Source organism: Sporosarcina sp. ACRSM (assembly GCF_022346545.1).
Taxonomy (GTDB): Bacteria; Bacillota; Bacilli; order Bacillales_A; family Planococcaceae; genus Sporosarcina.
The window spans coordinates 1-22,966 of sequence record NZ_JAKRNU010000009.1 but is presented as its reverse complement, the minus strand read 5'-3'; the positions used below and the strand labels follow the sequence as shown (position 1 = coordinate 22,966).

The 22,966-nt window shown below is 44.5% G+C and carries 19 protein-coding genes; 15 read left to right on the top strand and 4 right to left on the bottom strand.

Annotated elements, in window-relative coordinates:
• From MHZ95_RS14540 to MHZ95_RS14495, 10 genes are all read left to right on the top strand, one after another.
• The gene (locus tag MHZ95_RS14540) at window positions 1–1,329 is read left to right on the top strand and encodes a TadA family conjugal transfer-associated ATPase (protein WP_239391512.1); all 1,329 of its coding nucleotides are present in this window, start codon (window positions 1–3) and stop codon (window positions 1,327–1,329) included.
• Window positions 1,326–2,258 (top strand): type II secretion system F family protein, encoded by a 933-nt coding sequence (locus MHZ95_RS14535; protein WP_239391511.1) that lies wholly within the window; start codon window positions 1,326–1,328, stop codon window positions 2,256–2,258. Before MHZ95_RS14540 ends, MHZ95_RS14535 begins: the two co-directional genes overlap by 4 nt.
• Window positions 2,259–2,261: 3 nt before the next feature.
• On the top strand, window positions 2,262–3,197 hold the full coding sequence (locus tag MHZ95_RS14530) for a type II secretion system F family protein (RefSeq protein WP_239391510.1): 936 nt from the start codon (window positions 2,262–2,264) through the stop codon (window positions 3,195–3,197).
• Window positions 3,198–3,224: 27 nt separating this feature from the next.
• Complete coding sequence (locus MHZ95_RS14525; protein WP_239391509.1) at window positions 3,225–3,431, top strand: hypothetical protein; 207 nt, start codon at window positions 3,225–3,227, stop codon at window positions 3,429–3,431.
• Window positions 3,432–3,452: 21 nt separating this feature from the next.
• Window positions 3,453–3,842 carry a TadE/TadG family type IV pilus assembly protein gene (locus tag MHZ95_RS14520; protein WP_239391508.1) on the top strand — a complete coding sequence of 130 codons (390 nt, stop codon included), beginning with the start codon at window positions 3,453–3,455 and terminating at the stop codon, window positions 3,840–3,842.
• On the top strand, window positions 3,835–4,539 hold the full coding sequence (locus tag MHZ95_RS14515) for a pilus assembly protein TadG-related protein (protein ID WP_239391507.1): 705 nt from the start codon (window positions 3,835–3,837) through the stop codon (window positions 4,537–4,539). The genes MHZ95_RS14520 and MHZ95_RS14515 overlap by 8 nt, the downstream gene beginning before the upstream one ends.
• Before the next feature lie 108 nt (window positions 4,540–4,647).
• Window positions 4,648–4,950: a hypothetical protein gene (locus MHZ95_RS14510; RefSeq protein ID WP_239391506.1), complete on the top strand. Its 303-nt coding sequence runs from the start codon at window positions 4,648–4,650 to the stop codon at window positions 4,948–4,950.
• 19 nt (window positions 4,951–4,969) lie between these two features.
• Entirely contained in the window at window positions 4,970–7,072 is a 2,103-nt protein-coding gene (locus MHZ95_RS14505) for a hypothetical protein (RefSeq protein WP_239391505.1), read from the top strand.
• A 145-nt stretch (window positions 7,073–7,217) separates the two neighbouring features.
• Window positions 7,218–7,820: a hypothetical protein gene (locus tag MHZ95_RS14500; RefSeq protein WP_239391504.1), complete on the top strand. Its 603-nt coding sequence runs from the start codon at window positions 7,218–7,220 to the stop codon at window positions 7,818–7,820.
• Window positions 7,817–8,419 (top strand): hypothetical protein, encoded by a 603-nt coding sequence (locus MHZ95_RS14495; RefSeq protein WP_239391503.1) that lies wholly within the window; start codon window positions 7,817–7,819, stop codon window positions 8,417–8,419. Before MHZ95_RS14500 ends, MHZ95_RS14495 begins: the two co-directional genes overlap by 4 nt.
• Before the next feature lie 110 nt (window positions 8,420–8,529).
• On the opposite strand, the gene MHZ95_RS14490 is transcribed toward MHZ95_RS14495, so the two are convergent.
• The 3 genes from MHZ95_RS14490 to MHZ95_RS14480 all read right to left on the bottom strand — a co-directional run bounded on the left by MHZ95_RS14490 (window position 8,530) and on the right by MHZ95_RS14480 (window position 13,604).
• Window positions 8,530–10,704: a 5'-nucleotidase C-terminal domain-containing protein gene (locus MHZ95_RS14490; RefSeq protein ID WP_239391502.1), complete on the bottom strand. Its 2,175-nt coding sequence runs from the start codon at window positions 10,702–10,704 to the stop codon at window positions 8,530–8,532.
• 178 nt (window positions 10,705–10,882) lie between these two features.
• A complete protein-coding gene (locus MHZ95_RS14485) occupies window positions 10,883–12,553 on the bottom strand; it encodes an N-acetylmuramoyl-L-alanine amidase (RefSeq protein ID WP_239391501.1) in 1,671 nt (556 codons plus the stop codon).
• A gap of 148 nt (window positions 12,554–12,701) precedes the next feature.
• Window positions 12,702–13,604 (bottom strand): C40 family peptidase, encoded by a 903-nt coding sequence (locus tag MHZ95_RS14480; protein ID WP_239391500.1) that lies wholly within the window; start codon window positions 13,602–13,604, stop codon window positions 12,702–12,704.
• A 328-nt stretch (window positions 13,605–13,932) separates the two neighbouring features.
• On the opposite strand from MHZ95_RS14480, the gene MHZ95_RS14475 reads away from it, so the two are divergent.
• The 5 genes from MHZ95_RS14475 to MHZ95_RS14455 all read left to right on the top strand — a co-directional run bounded on the left by MHZ95_RS14475 (window position 13,933) and on the right by MHZ95_RS14455 (window position 21,012).
• Window positions 13,933–15,045: a glycosyltransferase gene (locus tag MHZ95_RS14475; protein WP_239391499.1), complete on the top strand. Its 1,113-nt coding sequence runs from the start codon at window positions 13,933–13,935 to the stop codon at window positions 15,043–15,045.
• The gene (gene murJ, locus MHZ95_RS14470) at window positions 15,038–16,321 is read left to right on the top strand and encodes a murein biosynthesis integral membrane protein MurJ (RefSeq protein WP_239391498.1); all 1,284 of its coding nucleotides are present in this window, start codon (window positions 15,038–15,040) and stop codon (window positions 16,319–16,321) included. The genes MHZ95_RS14475 and murJ overlap by 8 nt, the downstream gene beginning before the upstream one ends.
• A gap of 578 nt (window positions 16,322–16,899) precedes the next feature.
• On the top strand, window positions 16,900–18,006 hold the full coding sequence (locus MHZ95_RS14465) for an amidohydrolase (RefSeq protein ID WP_239391497.1): 1,107 nt from the start codon (window positions 16,900–16,902) through the stop codon (window positions 18,004–18,006).
• 248 nt (window positions 18,007–18,254) lie between these two features.
• A complete protein-coding gene (locus MHZ95_RS14460) occupies window positions 18,255–19,454 on the top strand; it encodes a CaiB/BaiF CoA transferase family protein (protein ID WP_239391496.1) in 1,200 nt (399 codons plus the stop codon).
• Window positions 19,455–19,713: 259 nt separating this feature from the next.
• Complete coding sequence (locus tag MHZ95_RS14455) at window positions 19,714–21,012, top strand: CitMHS family transporter (protein WP_239391495.1); 1,299 nt, start codon at window positions 19,714–19,716, stop codon at window positions 21,010–21,012.
• Between the two features lie 43 nt (window positions 21,013–21,055).
• Here MHZ95_RS14455 and MHZ95_RS14450 read toward each other — a convergent pair whose 3' ends face one another.
• A complete protein-coding gene (locus MHZ95_RS14450; RefSeq protein WP_239391494.1) occupies window positions 21,056–22,642 on the bottom strand; it encodes a SulP family inorganic anion transporter in 1,587 nt (528 codons plus the stop codon).
• Window positions 22,643–22,966: the final 324 nt, after the last annotated feature.

Genomic DNA, 22,966 nt, shown 5'->3' with positions numbered 1-22,966 from the left:
ATGTCCTGGATAGAAAAAACGTCTAATCGAAAACAGGTAGATGCCAAATGGGCAGTTACACAATCGCAAGTCGACATCTGGGTAAAGCATTACAAAAGTAGACTGATTAAAGAAGCGAACTTGGAAAGTATCATCGTCCTGAATCCGATGGAGCGAAAACAGACGATTGAAAGACTTGTTTTGCAAATGATCAACGAAGAAAGAGTCATTATTCCGAACGATCAGATCGAAGAAATCATTCAGCAACTTATCAATGAATCTGTCGGGTACGGCCCGCTTGAAGCGTTGCTGAGAGATGACTCGATCACAGAAATTATGGTGAACGGGCCGAATGATGTGTTTATTGAAAGAAATGGGAAGCTGGAACAATCCGGCGTGCGTTTTAACAATGATGAGCATGTCCGGCATATTATCGACCGAATTATCGCGCCTTTGGGCCGAAGAATCGATGAAAGCTCGCCGATGGTGGATGCCCGTCTATTGGATGGGAGCCGTGTAAATGCAGTAATTCCGCCAATCAGCTTGGATGGACCTTCCATTTCTATACGGAAATTCAAAAAAGACCCTTTCTCACTCGAGGATTTGATGGCTTTCGGCAGTTTCTCGATGGAAATGGGAGAATTTCTGAAAGCGGCTGTTCAAGCGAAGACCAATATTCTGGTTTCCGGCGGGACCGGGAGCGGGAAGACAACGCTGTTGAATGTATTATCGGCATCGATTCCCAAAGGGGAAAGAATTGTGACGATAGAGGATATGGCAGAGCTCCGTTTTACCTATGACAACCTTGTCCGTTTAGAGGCGCGGCCACCGAATATGGAAGGGACCGGAGAAGTGATGATTCGCCATTTAGTGAAGAACGCGCTCAGAATGCGGCCAGACAGAATTATCGTCGGGGAAGTCAGGGGTTCTGAAGCGATCGACATGCTTCAGGCGATGAACACAGGTCACGAAGGGTCGCTTACAACGGTTCACGCAAACAGCCCGAAAGATGCGCTCGGCCGATTGGAAGCAATGGTCATCATGGCCGGATTGCCGCTGACAGTCGACGTCATCCGCGGTTATTTTGTCGGGGCATTGGATTTGATTGTTCAAACGTCTCGTTTCTCAGATGGGAAAAGAAGAATTGTCAATATCGCGGAACTGATCGAGGAAGACGGTGAAATCTTCGCGAAAGATATTTTCGCGTTCCGTCGTCAAGCGACATTAGCCGATGGACGTATCGAAGGAGAATTCCGAGCGACAGGTTATCGACCTAAATTGATGGACCGTTTCAACAGTTACGGAATTGCGTTCGATGAAACGATTTTCAAAGAAGGTATGTACGTATGAGTTGGACATACCCTTTACTTACTTCCGCCATCTTCACATTCTGTCTATCAATCTATTATTTGCTCCGGGCAAAGCAACAAAAAGAGACAAGTAAACGTGTTGAAGACTGGTTCGAAACGGAGCTACAACAGGAACGGAACAGTGTCGTGTTGTTTTTAGGCAACTTGTTCGACCGATCCGAACTTTCACAGGAATTGGAAAACAAGCTGAAACAGGCGAATCTCACTTTAAAACCTTCCGAATATATGGGGATTTATATTCTTTTATTATGCCTCTTCACGTTTATTAATCACTTTTTGCTAGGTTTGTACTTCCTGATGTCTTTATTAATTGCCTATTTGATTGTCATGGGGAGTTCGAAAGCATTTTTGAGTTCGAGGAAAAATAAACGGACCGAATCTTTCAATCGCCAATTGCCTGAAATCTGCCGGTCCATGTCAAATGGTATTAAAGCGGGACAAACGATTCCGCAAGCGATTGAGATGGTCGCACACAATACGAAAGCGCCGAATGGGCCAGAGTTTCAAAGGTTTGATCAGCAATTGAAATTAGGGGACAGCTTGGAAACGGTTATGAATGGATTCCGTCAACGTGTACCCAGTAAGGACGTCGCCATATTTGTCAGCACCATTTTGATTCAACAGCGGGTTGGGGGAAACTTATCAGCCGTTTTGTCGAATATGGCTGAAACACTTGAGGAACGGAACCGAATTCATAAAGAGATTTCCACAGTTACTGCGGAAAGCCGTTCCATTGCGTATATCCTCGTTGTGATGCCATTTTTAATGGCATTGATGATGAACTTGTTCATCAAAGGATTTTTGAATGTCCTCTTTACGCCGTTCGGGCTCATTTTGTTCGTCGTCTTTGTTGCAATTGTATTGTGTGGATTCCTGCTCATTAAACGGATTACGGATATAAGGGTGTAGTGTATGGAGATTATTGGTTTTTTCTCGATTGTCATGTTCTGCTTGATTTTAATATTCCTCTTCATCGGTTTTCTGTATTGCTATTTATATATTGCAAAAAAAGAAAACCTGATGCGTTCACAAGGCTATGCGAAAGAGCGGAAAAAGAAAGTTTCACTGCGTGAGCGGATTATGGAGCCGTTAGTGAAATGGGGGATTAAAGCCGGTCCTGTTGGAATGAAATATCCTCTCTTTCTGAATGTCGACAAACATGAGAAATGGTTGAAGGAAGCAGGTAGACCGCTCGGATTGACATTGGAATCGTTTTTCGGTTTCCGGTTCGTCACGGGCCTGATTGGTTTGCTTTTCGGTAGTTTTTATACATTTTTAGGGTTGCCATTCGCTCTTATCATTTTAATGGTGACCATTATGGGGGGCTTCTTCGGACCTTCCGCTTGGCTGTACTTTTCAGCGGTGCGACGTCAAGAGGAAATCAGCATGATGATGCCAGATTTCTTGGACACAGTCAGTGTATCCTTGCAAGCCGGAGTCAGTTTAGATGGCGCATTGAAGCATGTGACCAGTCAGTTGGAAGGACCGCTTAGTGAAGAAATCGATCGTTTTAATAAGGAGGTGGAACTGGGCGTACAAAGAAATACCGCGTACCACAATTTAATGGATCGCAATTCATCGAAAGAATTACAGACACTCGTCAATGCACTGATTCAAGGTTCTACATTAGGGGTAGCGGTGGCTAGGACCTTTAAACTGCAAGCGGAAGACTTGCGGATTACAAGGGGATTTACTGCGAAGGAAAAAGCGGCGAAAGCGAACCCGCAAGTGACACTAGTAACGACGTTTTTTATTGCGCCAGCTGTATTTGGATTTATTATGGGTTTGATTGTACTGAATATCATCTATAATCCAGCGGCATTTGGATTGGATGCTTTCATGCGCTAAATGACAACAATAACGGAGGTACTGACAATGATGAAAAAACTAATGACAAAGATGAACGAGAAGTATTTTGGATATGTTCGAAATGAAAGAGGAGCACAGGCGCTTGAATGGGTTGCCCTAGGACTCGTCGTCATCGCGATCATGTCCGTCATTGCAATGGGAATCCAAGGATCCAGTATCGGTGAGACAATCATTTCGAAATTGGAAGAAATGATTCAAGGTATCGGTTCTTAATCGAGTTCGGAGTGATAGATGATGTTAAAAGAATGGAGTTCCTACGTAAAGAATGAAAGAGGATCGCAGGCGCTTCAGTTTGTCGGTATGTTTCCCCTCATCCTTCTATCCATGCTGATCATTTGGCAAGTCGGACTCATTTCCTATTCTGTCGTCGTTGCAGAAGCGGCTGCCCGAGATGGGGCAAGGGCAGCTTCTGCACATGATGATAATTGGGAAGAGATTGCACGAAATTCAGCGTACGGTTTAGAAGTGGAAGTGTCCGGGGGACCCGGAACCGATGTCGCAACGGTCAAAGTGAAAGCGAAAGCGCCGATTATCAGTTTGCCCTTAATCGACAGCATGAAATTTGAATTTACAGCGGATGCAGTGATGCCGATGGAGAAAAAGAAGGATGAGCCGGATGAGTAAGAGGAACGCTTTCCGCAAGATTATCCAGAATGAGCGGGGCGATGGCTTGATGCTTGTCATCGTCGGCATCTTGCTGACATCGGTTTTCATCTGCTTTGTGTTCTTCGATTTTTCAAATGTCTTCATTAATAAGCGCGTGACACAAACGGGTGCGGATGCAGCAGCACTGGCAGGGGCTAAAAGCTCTTCGGATTATATGAGCGAAGTCTTGCAAGAAAAAGTCGAAGAGGAGCTCGAAGATGTGACACGTTCATGGGAAGCGTATTTGGCCGCGGCATCGGATGAAGAAATAAGTGTTACGGAACTTTTCGATGACTTTATTGAAGGCGTAGAAAGTAGCCGGGGGAAATCGATGCCAGGCGACGTAAGAGACTACATATGGAATGGTAGCGGTCAGGTCGAAGGAAATCCTGCGCTGCGCTTCTTTTTCAAAGATAACGAGATCAGTGTTATGGCTTGTAAGGCGGTAAGGGACAACCTTTCATCATCGTATAGGGAAGCGACCGCTTTTGCAGAAGAAAATCAAAATGATCGACTTGTCGACTATCAGTTTTTGGAAGACGAGTTTAAAATCTATGCGAAAACGGAACGGAACGGGCAATACATCACCGTACCCGATTCATCCGTCAAGGCGATTTCAGCTCAAGCTTCCATTCAAATCGGCTCGCCGAAAGATGTGAAAATCATCTGTCCTTGATCCATCCCCATGCCTTCATTCGTATTGAAAATGAAATGAACGTTCACTTTCTACACGAATGAAGGCATTATTTTATCTTCATTTATAAAAACGAAGGAGAATTCAACTATGAAATTTTCAACTGCAAAAAAGATTGCGATTCTGTTAGGAAGTGCGGCCATTTTGGCTATATCCACTTATTTCTTTCTAGATGCAAAAGATATGATGATTCCCGCCTTAGCGATAGTCATCAAACCGTTTATGATGGTGACATTGATCCCACTCGTCCTGCTACTTGCCGCTATGCTCATGGCAGATAACAAAGAAGATAAAGAAGAAAAGAGAATTACGGGAAATGTTCTCAAACGAGCGGCTGTTCTTCTCGCTGCAGTCCTTTGTTATAAGTTGATTACAAGTTACTTTTCGAAATGACAAGACGATTTTTAAATAGATGAAAATGTTTGCTGGAAGTGGTCCGGAAAGGGTGGGGCAAGTGAAAAAGCAGTTGCATATCCCAACTATCGTACTCATTTTTATAACCATATTGTTTTTCGGTTATTCCAAGTTTGCTTTTGCCGATGTCACAGAAATTGAATACGAGTCACCTTCATTCGTTGAAACGGACTCGACGGAATCGGATCAGAATCAGTCGGAAGATACAGGCGATTCCCGGAATTGGTTTGAGAAATTACTTGATTTAGCGAAGAAAAAATGGGATGACACCAAGGAATACATACAAGATGAATGGGAAAAGTTTAAAGATTGGTCCTATGAAAAATGGGAGGACTTTAAAGAATGGGCACCGGAAGCATGGGACAAAGTGACGGATTGGTTCTGGGATGGACTCAATGCCATCGGTGATTTCTTTGTGATGGTTTGGGAAAACGAATGGGTACAAGTCGTTGTAGGCGCAGTCGTTGCAACGGGTGTCATTATTGGAGGACTGTTGTTAGTTGGAACGCCGATCGGCTGGGGGATTCTTGCAGTGGTCGGCGGTGGCGCGTTACTCGGCGGTGGAATTTATAAGCTTCTTGCGGGGGACAATTTCAGCTTTTTAGGCTCGCTACTGTCTTCCTTTGGAGGAGGGCTCGCGGGTCTAGGTATTTTTGCTGGGGTCACTTCAGGATTTTTTGCAGTGGCAGGCAACGCTACCAGAATATTTCTAGTGAATAACTTTGTGAAAGCACGCTTATGGGGCTCGTTGGCTATTGCCGTTATGCGACAAAACCTTGTTAATAGTTGGACAACACTTATGTTGCATACAAGAGTGGGACTCAGTATGTGGGGGGCAAAAATAGCGAGTGGTGCGGCTACTCTTGGTTCCCAAGCCGCACGATTGGCTGCTTTTATAACTTCCAAGGTCGCACCGCACGGATGGAAGGCATTAGGTTTGAAAGCGGCAATGTCAAGTTCTTTGGGGGCTGCTTTTAATGGTTTAATTTATTTATTTGGTACATCGTTCAATGATTGGGCCTTGAATGAATTTGTATTCGAAGTTCTATTCGGTGGCGTTTCCGGTGCATTATTAAGCCCTTTTTTCTTTTTAGAAAAAATGACGTGGGGAGCAGCCACTTTCCTCTCGCTATATGGGGGAGTGGAAAATTATATTTACGAAGGTTTGAAAAATGGGGAGTGGACTTGGCAGAATGCTGCAATTGGAGCAATTGCCGGTGCGATTGTGGTTAATGTCGTTTCGCCAATGTTAAATAACGGGACAAAGTTATTTAAAGGTCTACTTAATGGCGGAAAGACAGATTTAAACCCAGTAGACGATATCATCGTGGATAATATGACAAAACCATTTGGAGCAGATTTGCGTTCAGATCTAAATGACATCTTCGACAATTACGATATTAATGGCCAGAATGAAGTTAAAGACGTCTCGGATCATAAACTAAGACCGGATCCGCAAATAGAGCCGAAACAAACTCCGGACATGGATCCGCAACTAGATCGGCAACCGGAACCACAACCGGAACCGAGCCCGGACCAGCAACCAGATCCGAAACCGGAGCCACAACCGGAACCGAAACCGGAGCCACAACCGGAACCGAAACCGGAGCCACAACCGGAACCGAAACCGGAGCCACAATCGGAACCGAAACCGGAGCTACAGCCGGATCCGAAACCGGAGCCACAACCGGAACCGAAACCGGAACCACAACCGGATTCGAGCCCGGACCAGCAACCAGAACCGAAACCGGAACCACAACCGGATTCGAGCCCGGACCAGCAACCGGAACCGAAACCGGAGCCACAACCGGATTCGAGCCCGGACCAGCAACCAGATCCGAAACCGGAACCACAACCGGATCCGAAACCGGAACCACAATCAGATCAAGCTTCGGACAAGCCTGAAGAGGTTCCAAACGACGGACAGAAGCCGGATGGCGGAGAAGATAAAGAAAATCATCTGGATGAAGATGAAAATGACGATCGTTCAACTGAAAATGTCAATGATCATGAGAAGGAGTCAGGTGGAGCTACTTCAGAAAACCAATCGAGCACGACAAGTAATCGATTTGATAGACCACAACCTGCTTTTGCTGAATAGTCCAGTTGATCCTTATGCTAGTCATAAGGATCAACGATGGACATATGAATCAAAGGAGTACATCGCTAGCGTAAAATAGTAATGACAAGGGAGCTACGGCCCTCCGATGAGTGGGAAGCGCTAAAGAGAAAGAGAGGGGATATCCATGAGTTCGATGATACCTGCAAAGGAAGAAATTGCAGAAAAAAGAATCGGCATGACGTTGTTTATCCACGGTATCCTCCTAGTAGGTTCCAGTGCGATTCCCGAAGAGGACTTTCTCCTATGGTTTCCGATCAACTTGGCCATCGAAGCGTTGATTATTATTCAGTTACTTAGAATGTGGAAAAAGTATAAATATAACACGAAACAATATTATACGATTCAAGTCTATTGGATGCTGATCGGTTTGTCGTACTTCGCAATGGCACCGATTGTGAAAGTGATGTACTATACAACTTCCTTTTGGCCCGTATTCATCGTCACGGTTCTAATGTTTATTTATGCGCATGTAATAAGGGAAAAAATAGCGGAAGTATTCGTCAATCCAAAGAAAGAGAGACAGCTCCAACTTTGGCCGGTATCCCTTAGCATTCTTATCCTTGTCGGAATACTGATCATGGCCATTTTGCGGGCTAACTCGTACCATCCTAATCTAGGAATTGCTATTTTTTTATATTTGATTGGGGGAATGACGGCATTTCTCGCTACGCCTTTTTCACTTTCGGGTGAGCGTCTTGAGGAACTGAAAGGGGAGGACGCCGATTGAAACAATTGACTAAACAAACGTTAATTGCCTATCTTCTCCCAGTTATATCCGGTTTGATTGTTCTTTTCATCCCGGATTATGATGCATTTTTCACGTGGTTGACGATTGGCATATACCTTCTGTTGATCATGCTCCCGGGGTTTCTTTATTTGAAGTATAAAAGTAGAAAAAATAAAGAAATTGTCTATCGTTTGACTGCCAAATACATGATGTATGCTTTTCTGCTGTTTTGGACATTCCCGATTCTTAAACTATTCTCCAATAACTTGGGAATCCAGTTGTTGCTGCTTGCTATTTTCATCAGCATGCTTTACTTGGCCAAATATGACCAGAACACGGAAGTGCCGATCATTTATCCTGGGGACGGTAAAGAACATAAGAAGATTGCCTATGTCTATTATGCGTTGCCAGTGCTGTTTGTTATAGCGGGAGGCGGTGGAAATGTTGTTGCGGCCCGCCATATCGCAGAACGATTAGGGCATAGTAAGACGATGCTGTTATTTTCAATTGTGATTTACCTCTTTTCCTGTTGGATCCTATTTTTCTTTAGTTCAATCATCTATAAATCCCATGTGAAAGAGGGATTTTTGGATAAATGAATGATCCTTCCCATTTTGATGTATAAAAAAGCGTTTCCTATCTCCAAGAAGGGAGTGGGAAACGCTTTTTGTCTACGTCCGGGTTTCGGGCGCGCTGCGCTTTTGAATAGTTATTCCGCTTTTTTTACTTGTTTCGTATTATAGATGAAATTGGAGACGATTTTAGCTGCTTGTTCACGGGTCGTGGACTTGCCAGGCATAAATTTGCCGTCAGAGCCATTTACAATGCCTAGTTCATGTAACATGGAGATTGCGTTGACCGCTTCAGCCCCATAGTTTCCGAAATCGTTATAAGGGGCTTTGGTAGATGCTTTGTACGTTTCGCCCGTGTAGTTTTCGAAAGCACGTTCAAGCATCAATGCGAATTGTGCCCGTGTCACTTTTTCGCTCGGCATGAACTTGCCGTCGATACCTTTGATCAGACCGTTTTCATAAGCTGCTGCAATTTCAGCTTTTGTGTCATCCGCATAACTGCTAATGTCACTGAATGGGGCAGTGCCTTCCGCTTTCAAATCGAGTGCCCGGACAATCCAAGAGGCCGCTTGCGCCCGTGTCATTTCTTTCTGTGCGCCAAACTCTGTGTCGGACCCTTTCAGAACCCCGCGGTAATAAAGATCGGACACATATGGATAGGCCCAATTGTCGTACGCTAGGTCACTATAAGGGACTTTCGCAAGGATACGTCCTTCGATTCCCGTTTTGATTGACCCGATGGATTTCATATGATCCGCAAACGATTCCCAATCTACAAAGCCCGGCTCACTTACACGTCCATCTTCATAAGCTTTTTTCAGCATGTCATAGCCATCTCCGCCTTGTGCGGTGAAAACATTTGTAGCCACTTTGTAGGTTTTATCCGCTTCGATTTCCGTTCCGTCGATGGTCATGGAAACGACGCGGTTACCAGCCTCAGCTGTACCGTCAAAGACCAGTTGCATGCCGGCGATGTGAAGGAATCCACCAGATTCTGCCGGATAGTCCTTTACGGAATGTTCAAAGACCGATTTCAATTCTGCACCGCTCAATTCAACAAGGGCAAGAGAGTTACCGAATGGTAGAACGCTGATGGCTTGGCCGTATGTAATCGGTCCTTGCGGGATGGAAGTCCGGATACCGCCGCCGTTTTGGAATGCGATCACAGTCGCTGGATCAATTTCTTTCGCTTTGGCAAGCATGCCGTCTGTAATGATGTTTCCTAGATTTGTTTCACCTGCACGTACCCCGCCCAAATCGCGCAGGCCGCTTAAGAACACGTGAGCTGTCGCACCGGTCGGTTTTTCCATCGTTTCTTTCACTTTAGTTGCGTACGGTTCGAGGAGCTCGGCAGCTTGCTCATCCTTGTTCGCATCTTCACCGCCGACAGCGTGCAGGACTCCACTGTAATCCTTGATGACCCCTTTTTCATCGAATGTCACATCCAGTTGCCCAAGGAATTTATTGTATTCATTTGCTTGGACGATGACAACGGGCTCCGTGTCTTTGTTGATGACATGCGGTTCTTCCAGTTTTACATGTGTATGGCCTCCGACGATGATATCGATACCCGGTACATTTTGCGCCAGAAGAATGTCATTATCGACTTTATCGGAATCGTTGAAACCGATGTGAGTAAGCGCAATGATTTTGTTGACACCCGCTTTTTCAAAAGCATCGACTGCTGATTTCGCTTCTGTAATGTAATTTGTAAATGTCACTTTCTCAGGGCTCGAAATATCTTTTGTCTCTTCCGTTGTCAGACCGAAAATCCCGATTTTTTCACCGTTCACTTCTTTAATAATGCCGTCATAGATCTTGCCCTCTTCCGCTTCGGAAGAAATGTCTTTTGTTTGCAGTCCATCAAATTGCGTGTCCGCAGAGAAATCGACGTTTGCGGCAACGAATGGGAATTTCGCTCCTTTTACGAAGTCAGCAAGCGCTTTGTGGCCTTCCGATGATCCACCGAGGTCGAATTCATGGTTGCCAAAAGTCATCGCATCATAGCCGAGATAGTTCATGATGGCGAGATCGGCTTGCCCTTGAAATTCATTGAAGTAAAGTGTGCCGGAGAAAACATCACCCGCGTCGAGCAGCACGTTATACGGCTTTTCCTCGCGCAACTTTTTGACAAGTGCTGCACGTTCAGCCGTTGTCGTAAGATTTGCGTGTGTGTCATTCGTATGGAACACGGTTAGTGAAAAATCCCCTGTTGCCGCAACCGGTGTTTCGGCAGCTAGAACAGGAGTCGTTGCAGCTATACTCATCAATAGCATGGCAGCTGCAGTCCCTTTGAAATATTTCGTCGTCATCTTGCACCATCCTTTGCATTTTTTGACTATTCTCATGCTGTCAAAGTCTATGAGTAAATAACTAAATAGTCTGTCCTTTCAGTGTATCATAAAGCTGAAGTTGGACAAATGAATATTTAGTAAATATTACTAGCCAATCAAAAAAAGAGTGTAGATAGATCTACACTCTTTGAATAGCTTATGGAGCTGAATAGTACTGTACGAGCCCTTGATAGATCGACTCTGCATAGATTTCCAAGTAAGCGTCGCTTGTCAGTTTCTTGAAATCATCTGCATTTGAAATGAAGGCAAGTTCGACAAGAACAGCGGCGATGTTGTTATTCCGGATGACATAGAAGCGATTGTCTTTCACGCCACGGTTCACCATATCCGCTCTTTTGACCAGATTGTTCTGGATGTAAGTTGCCAACGATTTACTTTCTGCAGAGTTGGCATTCGTTGAGGAGTCGAAGTACGTTTCCGAACCTTTTGCAGATGAAGCTGCCGCGGAATTGACATGAATGGAAACAAAAGCTTCCGCATAATGTTTTTTCGCGAATTCAGTCCGCTCTTCCAAGGAAAGGAATGTATCATTGGAACGAGTCATCAGAACTTTGGCCCCCGCTTTTTGCAGTTTTCCTTCTACAAGTTTGGCTACTTTCAATGTAATGCTTTTTTCTGTCACTTTATTTTTCGTAGCGCCCGGATCATGTGCACCGTGACCAGCATCAATGATGATGATTCGGTCTTTGAGCGCTCCACCTTTTTGGTTAAGCAATTTCAAATAGGATTTATGAACATAACCTGTTTGTGAATTGACATTAATTTTCGCCCAATTGCCATCTAGCGAAAGGACAGAAACCGTTTCTCCCTTTTTCAACGTGCTGATAACCACTGAATTGGTGCCAGGGCCTTCCCGCATGTTCAAGCTACTGACAGTCACTTTCCCTAATAGATCACTAGCGACGGAGGGTTGTTCCGGCTGAACTGGTGGTTTAGGCTTAGTCGGAGGTGGTTCAGGAAGTTCCGTTCCGACTTCAACTGTATAACGCCCGTTAATATAACCTTCTTCGTCATCAAGTAGAATGAGCAACCAATCGCCGGATTGTGCAATCACTTCGACGATATCACCGTGTTTCAATCGAGTGAGGATGGAGCCCTCGACTGACGGTAAGGAACGTACATTTAGCGTGTCACCGCCCGTGTTCACTTTGACAAAATACGTACTCGATGTTTGGTCAGGTGATTTGACGGGTAACTTATATTTATCATTTAATGCACGTGCAACGAACAGTGCGAAATGTTTCCGAGTCAAATGATTATTCGGAAGAAATTTACCGCCGTCGCCTTGTGTAATGCCTGCATAATAGAGACCATTCACACGTTCGGCATAGGCATGTCCTTTCATATCGCTTAACATAAGCGGATGATCGGCAGTGATTTTTTCGGATAGGTTGAACGCGATCGCTAATGCGTTCCCCATTTCGTCACGTTTCAATTTTTCATTCGGTTTGAAGCTGCCGTCCGCGGCTGTTTTAAAATAGCCGAGTGAAACGGCACGACTCGCGAATTCATACTGTTCCGTACCCGCTTTCAAATCTTTGAATTTGATGGAAGGGGTCGGGATGTTCTGTTTCTTTGTTGCAATGACGAGCATTTTAGCAGCCTGTGCCCGCGTCAGATTGTCGTTTGGGTTGAACTTGGCAACTTTGTTGATAATACCGAGTTCAGCTATGTAATGGACTTGCTCATAATGCTCATCGTTTTTTGATACATCCGTGAACTGGAACTGGGCAGAAGAATGTGTAGGAACTACGGAAACAAGCGCGAAAAAGATCGCAATTGTTACAGCCCACTTAATTGTTTTCATTGTGTCCTCCCTTAGTATACTAGAATCATAGTTTTATTCTAACAGTGAATCCTGTATAAAGCTATAATGATAATTAACTATATTCGACTTTTTTTTACAAAAAAGACTGGATGTTCCAATTGGGGAGCATCCAGTCTTTTATCATTCATTATTTTTTCAGGCGATCGATGAATGTCTGAAATTGTTTAGCAGTGACATTATCATTCAGTCCGAAATTGCCGTCTCCGTATCCTGTCGTGATGTTATGGAGATAAAGCGTATTAATATAGTCATGTGCCCAATGATCAGCAGGTACATCTTTGAAGGATGCTGTTGTGGAACCTTCAAGATGGAATGCTTCCACTAGAACTTTCGCAAGTTGTGCTCGTGTCAACAGACCATCCGGGTTGAATTCTCCATTGTTACCTGAGAAGATCCCGGCTTCAGCGACCGCCGCAATTGCATCGGCGTTCCGATGGTCGGCAGATACGTCAGAAAAGACGGATTGCGTGCTTGTACTTGTCAAATCGAGTTCTTTGGATAGCGTTTCGGCAATTTCAGCGCGTGTTGCATAGTCGATTTTTAGAGCTTTCGGTGAATCGTCGGCAGCTACCATTTTTTCAGAAGAGAAATCTTTCACCCGCTTAGCTCCGATATAGCGGCTACCCCAGTAGGCAGGATCATTAATAGAAGAAATCATGACGCCTTTACTAGTAGAAGAGTGAATGAATTTCCCGGCTCCGATGTAGATACCGTTGTGTGAAACACCTTTACCGGTTGTATTGAAGAAGACAATGTCTCCAGTTTGAAGATTACTTTTAGCGACGGATGTTCCTGTTTTATACATTTGTCCAGTCGTTCTTGGTAAGGAAATCCCTTCCTTTTCAAATACATACTGCACGAAACCAGAACAGTCGAAACCGGAAGTGGTTGTCCCACCATATACGTATGGTGTACCTATATAAGCTCGTGCCGTATTAACGAGCGAATTTGCTGAACTTGCAGAAGCCATTGACGGAATAGACGTTGAAATAAGTAGACTTGCTAAAACATAAAAAAACAAACGTTTCATTTTGTTACTCAAATTCCCCTTTCGCACGTCTATAGCCCGCGTGCTTTTATCTGTGAACAATCTTAGCATAGGTAAACCTAATATTTGATTACAGTTATATTACAAGTGGGTTACAAAAGGGAGAATCATAGAGAACAAAGCTGAATACCGCCAAATGACAAGATTTAACCTTCTATCAGTTGGCGTTTTTTGTATTTTTATAAGATAGATGGGGAAGGAAACGGTCGGATTCAACTCGATGTGTTATAATCGTTAGATGCGAAACATTCTAAAAGTGCACTGGACGCCAGGCACGTTTCTACTTAGATAGATGGGATTGAAAATGGAAATGAGAAAAATAATGATATTTAGTAATATGTATCCATCTACGGAGCATCCGACGTATGGAATTTTTGTGAAAAACCAAGTGTGTTTACTTGAATCAGCGGGTGTGGAGGTAGACGTCGTTGCCGTCCAAGATCCGGGGAAAGGGAGAAAGGCTGCACTGAAAAAGTATATGACGTGGTGCGGCCGTGCGGTTTGGCAGATGATCAAAAATCGGAAAGCGATTGCGCTCACGCATGCACATTATGCGTTTCCAACAGGCGTACTTTCCTTGATCGGCAAGAAAATATTCGGCATTCCTTATGTCGTAACAGTCCATGGCGGGGATATTGACCAAATGGCTGCGAAAAGTAAGCGTATCGCCGACATGACAAAGCGGATTTTGCAACAAGCTGAAGCGGTGATTGTTGTCGGGGACAAACTACAGGAAGATGTGACAAGCCGTTTTGGGGTCCCCGATGCCAAGGTCCATGTCATGAGTATGGGGGTCGATACGTCCGTATTCAAAGAAGTGCCGAAAGCGGAAGCGCGTCAACAACTAGGACTTCCAATCGAAGAAAAAATCATGCTATATGTAGGCAATGTCATTCGTGCCAAGGGATTGCTTGAGCTTGTCGAAGCATTCGATTCTTTGAAAATGTCGCTGCCGGATAGTCGATTGTATATTGTCGGTTCCCAAAAGGACGATGCTTTTGTCGGGGAGTTACGAACGTTCATCAAAGAAAATGATGTGGAAGATATCTTTTTCAAAGAGCCGCTTGGCCAAGCGGACTTAGCGCTATGGATGGCAGCGTCAGACACACTCGTCTTGCCTTCGCACCACGAAGGATTCGGATTGGTTGCACTGGAGGCGATGGCTGCGGGGACGACGGTGGTCGGCACCGATGTCGGGGGCTTGTCTTATTTATTGAAAGATAGGGCGGGTTTCCTAGTCGAACCGGAAAATCCGGCATCCCTTGCGACCGGATTATGGAATGCGATTGGAGAGAATGCTGAAGGGATCGATGACACGGTTGTCCGTGAAAGAGTTACAGCGAACTCCTTCGAGACGATCTTGGCTAATTTGTTGTCGATTTATCGTTCAGCGGGGAAAGGTCGGGTTGCTCGCGATGAGTAAAATGCTGAAAATTATCGGGGCTGTCGCAGTCATCAATATTGTGGCACGGTTGTTTGGATTTTTGCGGGAAGTTGTTATCGGGAATCAGTACGGAACGACTAATTACGCTGATGCCATCGCGATGGCATATACAATTCCGAACTTCATTTATCTTGTCGTTGGCGGGGGATTGACGACGGCATTCATCTCCGTCTATCATTCGACGCAATCGGACAAGGCTTTGTATGTCCGCAAGTCGTTTGCTACTGTACTTGTCGCAGCAGTTGCGATAACGGCTGTACTCATGGTTTTTACGAATCCGTTACTCAATCTAATTTTCACGGACTTGACTGATAAGGAATTTGCACTAACACGAAATTTATTCCTTTGGATGATGCCATCTTCCATCATCCTAGTGCTGTCCACATGGATGAGTGGGCTGCTCAATATAAATGGCAAATTCAATCTTTCAAGTCTATCAGTATTACTCTATAATGCTTCCTTCCTTGGTATCGCCGTCCTATTGACCGGCTATTTCGGACCGGAATCATATGGGATCGGTGCACTATTCGGTGCGCTGTTAATGGGCGTTTTCCTGTATGGGGGGCTTCGGAAATCAAGGCTTTATTCATTGAAACCATCTTTTACGATGTCCGATGACGTGAAGCGGTTATGGGTTATCGCTTTGCCGATTTTATTCGGTGGTGCTTCTTTGCAGTTTTATTTTATCATCCATCGAATTGTAGCAGCCGGGCTTGAAGAAGGGACAATTGCCGCGGTGAACTATGCTTCCAAATTAACCAGTTTCCCACAAGCGATCATGATGACTGCCGTGACGACGGTCATCTATCCTCTATTAAGTAAAAAAGAGGGCGAAGGCGATAGCGAAACCGTTCGTGCACTTTACAAAAAAGGGATGCTCTATCTAGGTGCATTACTCGTTCCGGCAACGGCGATTGCCTATTTTTTCGCAGAACCGATTGTACGTCTTGTGTTTGAACGAGGTGAATTTGGAGAAGCTTCTGTTCTACTTACAGTTCCGATTTTCAGGGTCTTTACATTATCGATGTTTTTCCTAGCTGCCAATACGTATATTACACGTTTCTATTATGCAAAAGGAAATTCAATGGCGCCTGTCATCTTCAGCTTGATCAGCGTCTTCGGCATTAATATCGCAGTCATCTACGCGATGATGGAAGAATTCGGTGCTTCCGCAATCGCCTATGGTACTGTGATCAGTGCTGCTTTGAACTTTGTAATGCTTGCTGTCTACGCAAGAGTAAAGTGGAAACTATGAATGATATTATAGAAGGGCTATCCCATAACGACTACGGGATAGTCCTTTTATTGTGAATGAATAGCGAGTCCCCACGCGCTCAAAGATAGCCCTCGCGCGCTCAAAGTGAACCTCACTAGCTCAAAGAATGTCCCTGCGCGCTCAAAGTGAACCTCACGAGCTCAAAGAATGTCCCTGCGCGCTCAAAGTGAACCTCGCGAGCCCAAAGAATGTCCCTGCGCGCTCAAAGTGAACCTCACGAGCCCAAAGAATGTCCCTGCGCGCTCAAAGTGAACCTCACGAGCCCAAAGAATGTCCCTGCGCGCTCAAAGTGAACCTCACGAACTCAAAGAATGTCCCTGCGCGCTCAAAGTGAACCTCACGAGCTCAAAGAATGTCCCTGCGCGCTCAAAGTGAACCTCACGAGCTCAAAGAATGCCCCCGCGCGCTCAAATTGAACCTCACGAACTCAAAAGAATTCCCCCCTGCGCTCAAACTAATCTCACATACTTCCAAGCGGCCTCTATTTATTTTCCGAAAGATAGGCTATTCTAAAAAGAAACGAATGATTTAGTGAAGTAGGATTGGAGTGTTTTCAGATGGACATCAAAGAAAAAATTGCAGAATGGTTTGCTCATTTCCATGCTCATCCTGAAGTAAGTTGGAAAGAAGTGAAGACGACAGCAAAACTGGCGGAAATACTAACGGAGATGGGAGTCGGACATCATACGTTTGATGATGTGACAGGTGTTGTTGCAGAAATCGGGGAAGGGGATCGCATCATTGCGGTGCGGGCCGATATCGACGCATTGTGGCAGGAAGTCGGAGGCATCTACCAAGCGAATCATTCTTGTGGGCATGATGCAAATATGGCGATGGTGCTAGGGGCCCTTGCTTACTTAAAACAGGAAGAGCTAAACAGTAAAATCCGTTTTATTTTCCAGCCGGCCGAAGAAAAAGGCAATGGGGCCAATTCGATGATTGAGCGAGGGGCGATTGACGGGGTGTCTCATCTATTTGGCGTCCATCTGCGTCCCCAGGAAGAAATACCATTTGGAAAAGTGGCTCCGGCCATCCATCACGGGGCGGCTTTATTCCTCGAAGGGAAAATTATGGGGGAAGATGCACACGGGGCACGTCCCCAGCAAGGGAATAATGCACTCGATCCATTGTTTGCGATTGCGCAATTCATTAAAACGATTCATTTTTCTCCCTATGAAGCATACTCTGCAAAGTTGACCAAGGTGCAAGCAGGCGGTGATAGTCTCAATATTATCCCGGGAACGGCATCGTTTGCCATCGACACACGTGCCCAATCGAACACGGTATTGAATGAATTGAAAGAAAGAATTTCCGAAGGCATTGAAGCAATCGGCAAACTGCATCATGTAGAAATTGAAATGGTTTGGAGCGATTATACGCCAGCCGCTGAGGTTTCTGAAGGGGCGGCATCCTTGGCGGCGGAAGCAATTGTGGAAACACTCGGCGAAGAAGCATTTGCGCCTGCCATCATCACATCTGGCAGTGATGATTTCCATTTTTACACGATTCATAATCCGGAGTTGAAAGCGGCCATGATTGGCATCGGAGCGGATTTGGGACCGGGGCTTCATCATCCCGATATGACCTTCAACCGGGAAGCGCTCGATATGGGGGCGAGGGTACTTGCGTCCGCGTTGCGGAAAGCATCGTTCTTGAATGAATAAATCAAAAAATCTTCTTGTATTGTAGATACAATACAAGAAGATTTTTTAATTTCAAAATAACATTGACTAATAGAATTCATTACTCTATTCTGACTCATAGGAGAATTGTATACATTCCTCAAAAAATAGGGACTTATGACAAAACATATCATCGGAAAAGTAGCATTGACCAAAATAATAAGGATGGAAATTTGACGAAAAAGCATTCTATTGAAGTCGGTTGCGTAAAAGAGGGAGGCAAAAAATAGATGGCTAGAAAACCATTGGAAGGGATTCGGGTTCTAGAATTAGGAAATATCGTTGCTGCACCATTTGCGGGGAAAATACTTTCGGAATTCGGGGCGGAAGTGATCAAAGTGGAAGAGCCGAAAAACGGTGATCCGCTTCGGAATTGGCGAATCATGCATAAGGATACGTCTGTCTGGTGGTACGTACAGGCAAGGAACAAAAAATCAATTACGCTCAATTTACGTGATCCAGAAGGACAGGAAATTGTGAAAACACTCATTGAAAAAGTGGATGTCGTGCTTGAAAACTTCAAACCGGGAACTTTGGAGAAATGGGGACTTGGATTCGAAGAGATGCAGAAAATCAATCCTTCCATCATTTTGACACGGATTTCGGGCTATGGACAAACAGGCCCGTATAAAGAAAAGCCGGGCTTCGGTAGTGTGGCGGAAGCAATTGGTGGATTGCGGTATCTGACTGGCTATCCTGATTTGCCTCCTGTGAGAGTCGGAATTTCACTCGGTGATATGGTCGCAGGTTTGTATGCAGTCATTGGTACATTGATGTCCCTGCGGGCGAGAGATGTAGATCCGGAAAAGAAAGGTCAAGTTGTAGACGTTGCATTATATGAATCTGTATTCAGCTTGCTTGAGGGAATTTTACCGGAATACGGTTTAGCAGGACATGTGAGAGAGCGGACAGGAAGTACATTGCCAGGAATTGCACCTTCCAATACATATGAATGTGCGGACGGCAAGCATGTAGTCATCGGCGGAAATGGAGATAAGATTTTCCAACGACTTATGACGGCCATTGGAAGGGAAGATATCGCCCTTAATCCGAAATACGGATCTAACCAAGGGCGTGCGGACGATGTTTCATTCATCGATGCGACAATCGAGGAATGGACAAAACAGCACCCGTTAAAAGAAGTACAACGAATGCTGGATGAAGTGTCCGTACCAGTCGGACCCATCTATAGCATCCGGGAAATTGCGGAAGACGAACATTACAAAGCACGTGAGATGTTGCGTGAGGTCGATTTACCCGATGGAAGTAAGGTGTTAGTACCGGGTATTGTACCGAAACTGTCAGGTACACCGGGCGACATTGATTGGAACGGCCCTTCTCATGGAGAACACAATGAAGAAATCTACACGGAATTCATGAATTTCTCCTTCGAGGATTTTAAAAGATTGAAAGAGCAAGGGATAGTCTAAATGTTTTTAAATGAATTGAACACTTTTTCATTCAGTGAACTGGATGAAAAAGTGTCTTTTAAGGAATGTTTCAAAAAGCATTGACTAATCTTACTTAATAAATTACTCTATTTGATATGTATTTAATATATTACATATTACAAAGAAAGGTAATTAATTATTTAATAATTAGGAGGAGTATAGAAGTTATTTTTTGAATAATTCGGCATTAGGAACTTACATATGAGTTTTGTTTTGCATAAAAAGGGAGAGTTTTAAATTGTTATCGATTTTAGGATTTGCCATGATTGCCACTTTTCTTCTGTTAGTCTTGACGAAGCGGCTTTCGGTCGTTGTTGCATTTGTCTTCGTAGCTGTCGCATTCGCTTTGATTGGCGGGTTTAGCGCGGAAATGGGACAGATGATGATGGATGGGATTATAAAAGTTACACCGACGGCAGTCATGATTGTTTTTGCCATATTATATTTTGGATTAATGATTGACGTGGGGTTATTCGATCCTTTGATTTCGAAAATTCTGGGTTTTGTGAAAGGTGACCCGTTAAAACTTGTGTTAGCAACTGCCATTATTACCATGCTAGTCGGTTTGGATGGGGATGGCTCCTCAACGTTTATGATTACCATTTCAGCATTGCTTCCGCTTTACAAAAGATTGGGCATGAACCGTCTTATATTGGCCTGCGTTGTTTCGTTGGCGGCTGGTGTGATGAATATCATTCCGTGGGGAGGCCCTTTAGTAAGAGCTGCGGCTAGTTTACATGTTGAGGTATATGATTTATTCATTCCGCTGATTCCTGTAATGATTGTAGGTCTTTTGTGGACACTTCTTGTTGCCTATATACTCGGTAAGAAGGAGAGAGCGAGACTAGGAGTCATTCAGCCGGAAGCTTTTATGGCTTTAACCGAACAAGCTGCTACCGCTGAGGTTCAGAAAGGGACTTCTAAATTATTCTGGTTTAACTTGATATTGACACTTGTGCTGATGACTATGTTGGTGATGGAAGTGTTGCCGATTCAAATTTTGTTTGCAGTAGCTTTTGCGATTGCATTGTTTGTCAATTTCCCGAATCCGCAAAAACAACAGGATATGATTTTGAGTCATGCTAATAACTTTGTCATGATTTGTACGTTAGTTTTCGCGGCAGGAATCTTTACAGGGATATTTAGTGGAACAGGTATGATGGATGCAATGGCTGGAACACTTGTTTCGATTATTCCGGATTGGCTTGGCTCACATATGGCTGTCATTGTGGCGCTGACAAGCCTTCCGCTCGGTTTTGTGTTCTCACCAGATGCTTATTATTTCGGGATTCTTCCGATTCTTGCTGAAACAGCGGCTAATTTTGGGATTGACCCTGTCGAAATAGGAAGAGCTGCTCTGTTGGGGCATTCGACAGCCGGCTATCCGTTATCTCCACTAGTGCCTGCTACATTTATACTTATTGGATTAGTAGGAGTCGATTTTGGGGACCATCAGAAATTCCTCTTTAAGTGGGCGTATGGAACGACAATCTGCATGACCATTGCGGCGGTCTTATTTGGAGTCATTACTTTATAATAAAAAGAAGGCAACCTATTCGACTAGGTGCCTTCTTTTTATGTTACATAAAGAAGTTATCTTCCCCGATTTTGTCATATAATCCGCTCTTTTTAAATAGAAGCAATTTCTCTTTCGGTAGACGTTTTACAATGATCCGTTTACCTGCTTTTTCTGCATCGTCAAGCAGGGCAAAGAAACCGGCTTCGCCTGTTGCGTCAACGACCGATAAATGCTCCAAGTCTAGGATGATCTTTTTCGCTTTCGTAGAGAGGAGCTTCGGATATTGATCTTCGAATACTTTGGCCGTACCGAAGAAAAGTGGTCCTTCGACGATATATTTGATAAGTGAAGAACGATCGTTATCTCCAAATTTGACGACTTCAACTTCGGAAAGTTTCCCTTCTTTCATGCTGAGTTTCCCGCTCATTTTTCGTAGGAAAGAGAGCGCTGCAAGTAAAATTCCGACTTGTACAGCAACTGTTAAATTGATAAAAATCGTTAGAAGAAACGTTGTCAATAACACAATAGAATCACTAGATCGCACAGAAAGTATGTGGACAAATGCATGTCTTGCACTCATATTCCAAGCGACGAACATCAGGATCGGAGCCATCGCCGCGAGCGGGATATGGGATGCATAAGGGGCAAATAGAAGTAGGAAAGCCAAAACGAACAGGCTTTGCACTACGCCGGAAATGGGACTGACAGCTCCGGACCGGATATTTGTCGCAGTTCGCGCGATTGCACCTGTAGCGGGTATTCCACCAAATAATGGAGAGACAATGTTCGCAATTCCTTGGCCGAAAAGTTCCCGCTTTGAATGATGTTTTTGGCCTCCTGACATCCCGTCCGCAACGACTGCAGACAATAGTGATTCGATTGCACCTAATGCGGCAATGATTAGCGCAGGTTGCCAAAGAGAAACAATTTTTGATAGCGTAATTTGTGGAAAATGAAAGGTCGGTATGGAATTGGGTATCCCGCCAAATGCAGTGCCAATCGTTTCGACTTTACCTGGAAATAGAAAGAACGAAACAAGTGTTGGAATGAGTAAGGCAACGAGTAGCAACGGAACCCGCGGTGCAATTTTCGGTAAAAAGAAAATGACGGCAAGACCGATGACGGCAATCGCTACACTATAGAAGTTAACCGTATGCAACTGTCTGACGAGATCAATCATATTTTCGTGGAAAAATTCTTTCTTCTCCAACCCTGTCAAACCAAAGAAATTACCGAGCTGACCGGTAAAAATAATGACGGCGATTCCAGATGTAAAACCAATTGTAACGGATCGCGGCACAAAATGGATGAGATTGCTAACCCCGAGAAAACCCATAATGAGAAGAAAGATACCCGCCAGGAACCCGGCAATTAACAAATCCTCATAACCATATTGCAAGACGATGGCGAGTAATATAGGGATGAAAGCCCCTGTCGGCCCGGCGATTTGGAAACGGGAACCTCCAAATAAAGCAACGAGAAGACCGGCAATGATAGTGGTATACAAGCCATATTCAGGTTTGACGCCGGAAGCAATGGCAAAAGCCATCCCCAGCGGAATGGCAACAATCCCAACCGTGATACCGGCAATCAGGTCTTTGCGGAATCCAGCCGCATTGTAATCAATATAGCGATTATCCTTGAACAAATCATATCACTCCGTCCAAGATAGTAAGAATTAGTGAAAACTTCCTCTATCTAGTATATCCAACTATTATTGGAGTGACAAGGTTGCAAGAGATGATTAGGAGAAGGGAAGAAGGACGATATCTACGCGCTCAAAGTAGGGCTCCCGCGCTCAAAGGAGCTCACTAAGTGATCAAAGTCTTGCCCCCGCGCTCAAAGAATCTTGCCAAGTGATCAAAGTGTTGCCCCCGCGCTCAAAGAAAGTCGCCAAGTGATCAAAGTGCTGTCCCCGCGCTCAAAGAATCTTGCCAAGTGATCAAAGCGCAGCCCTTGCGCTCAAAGAATC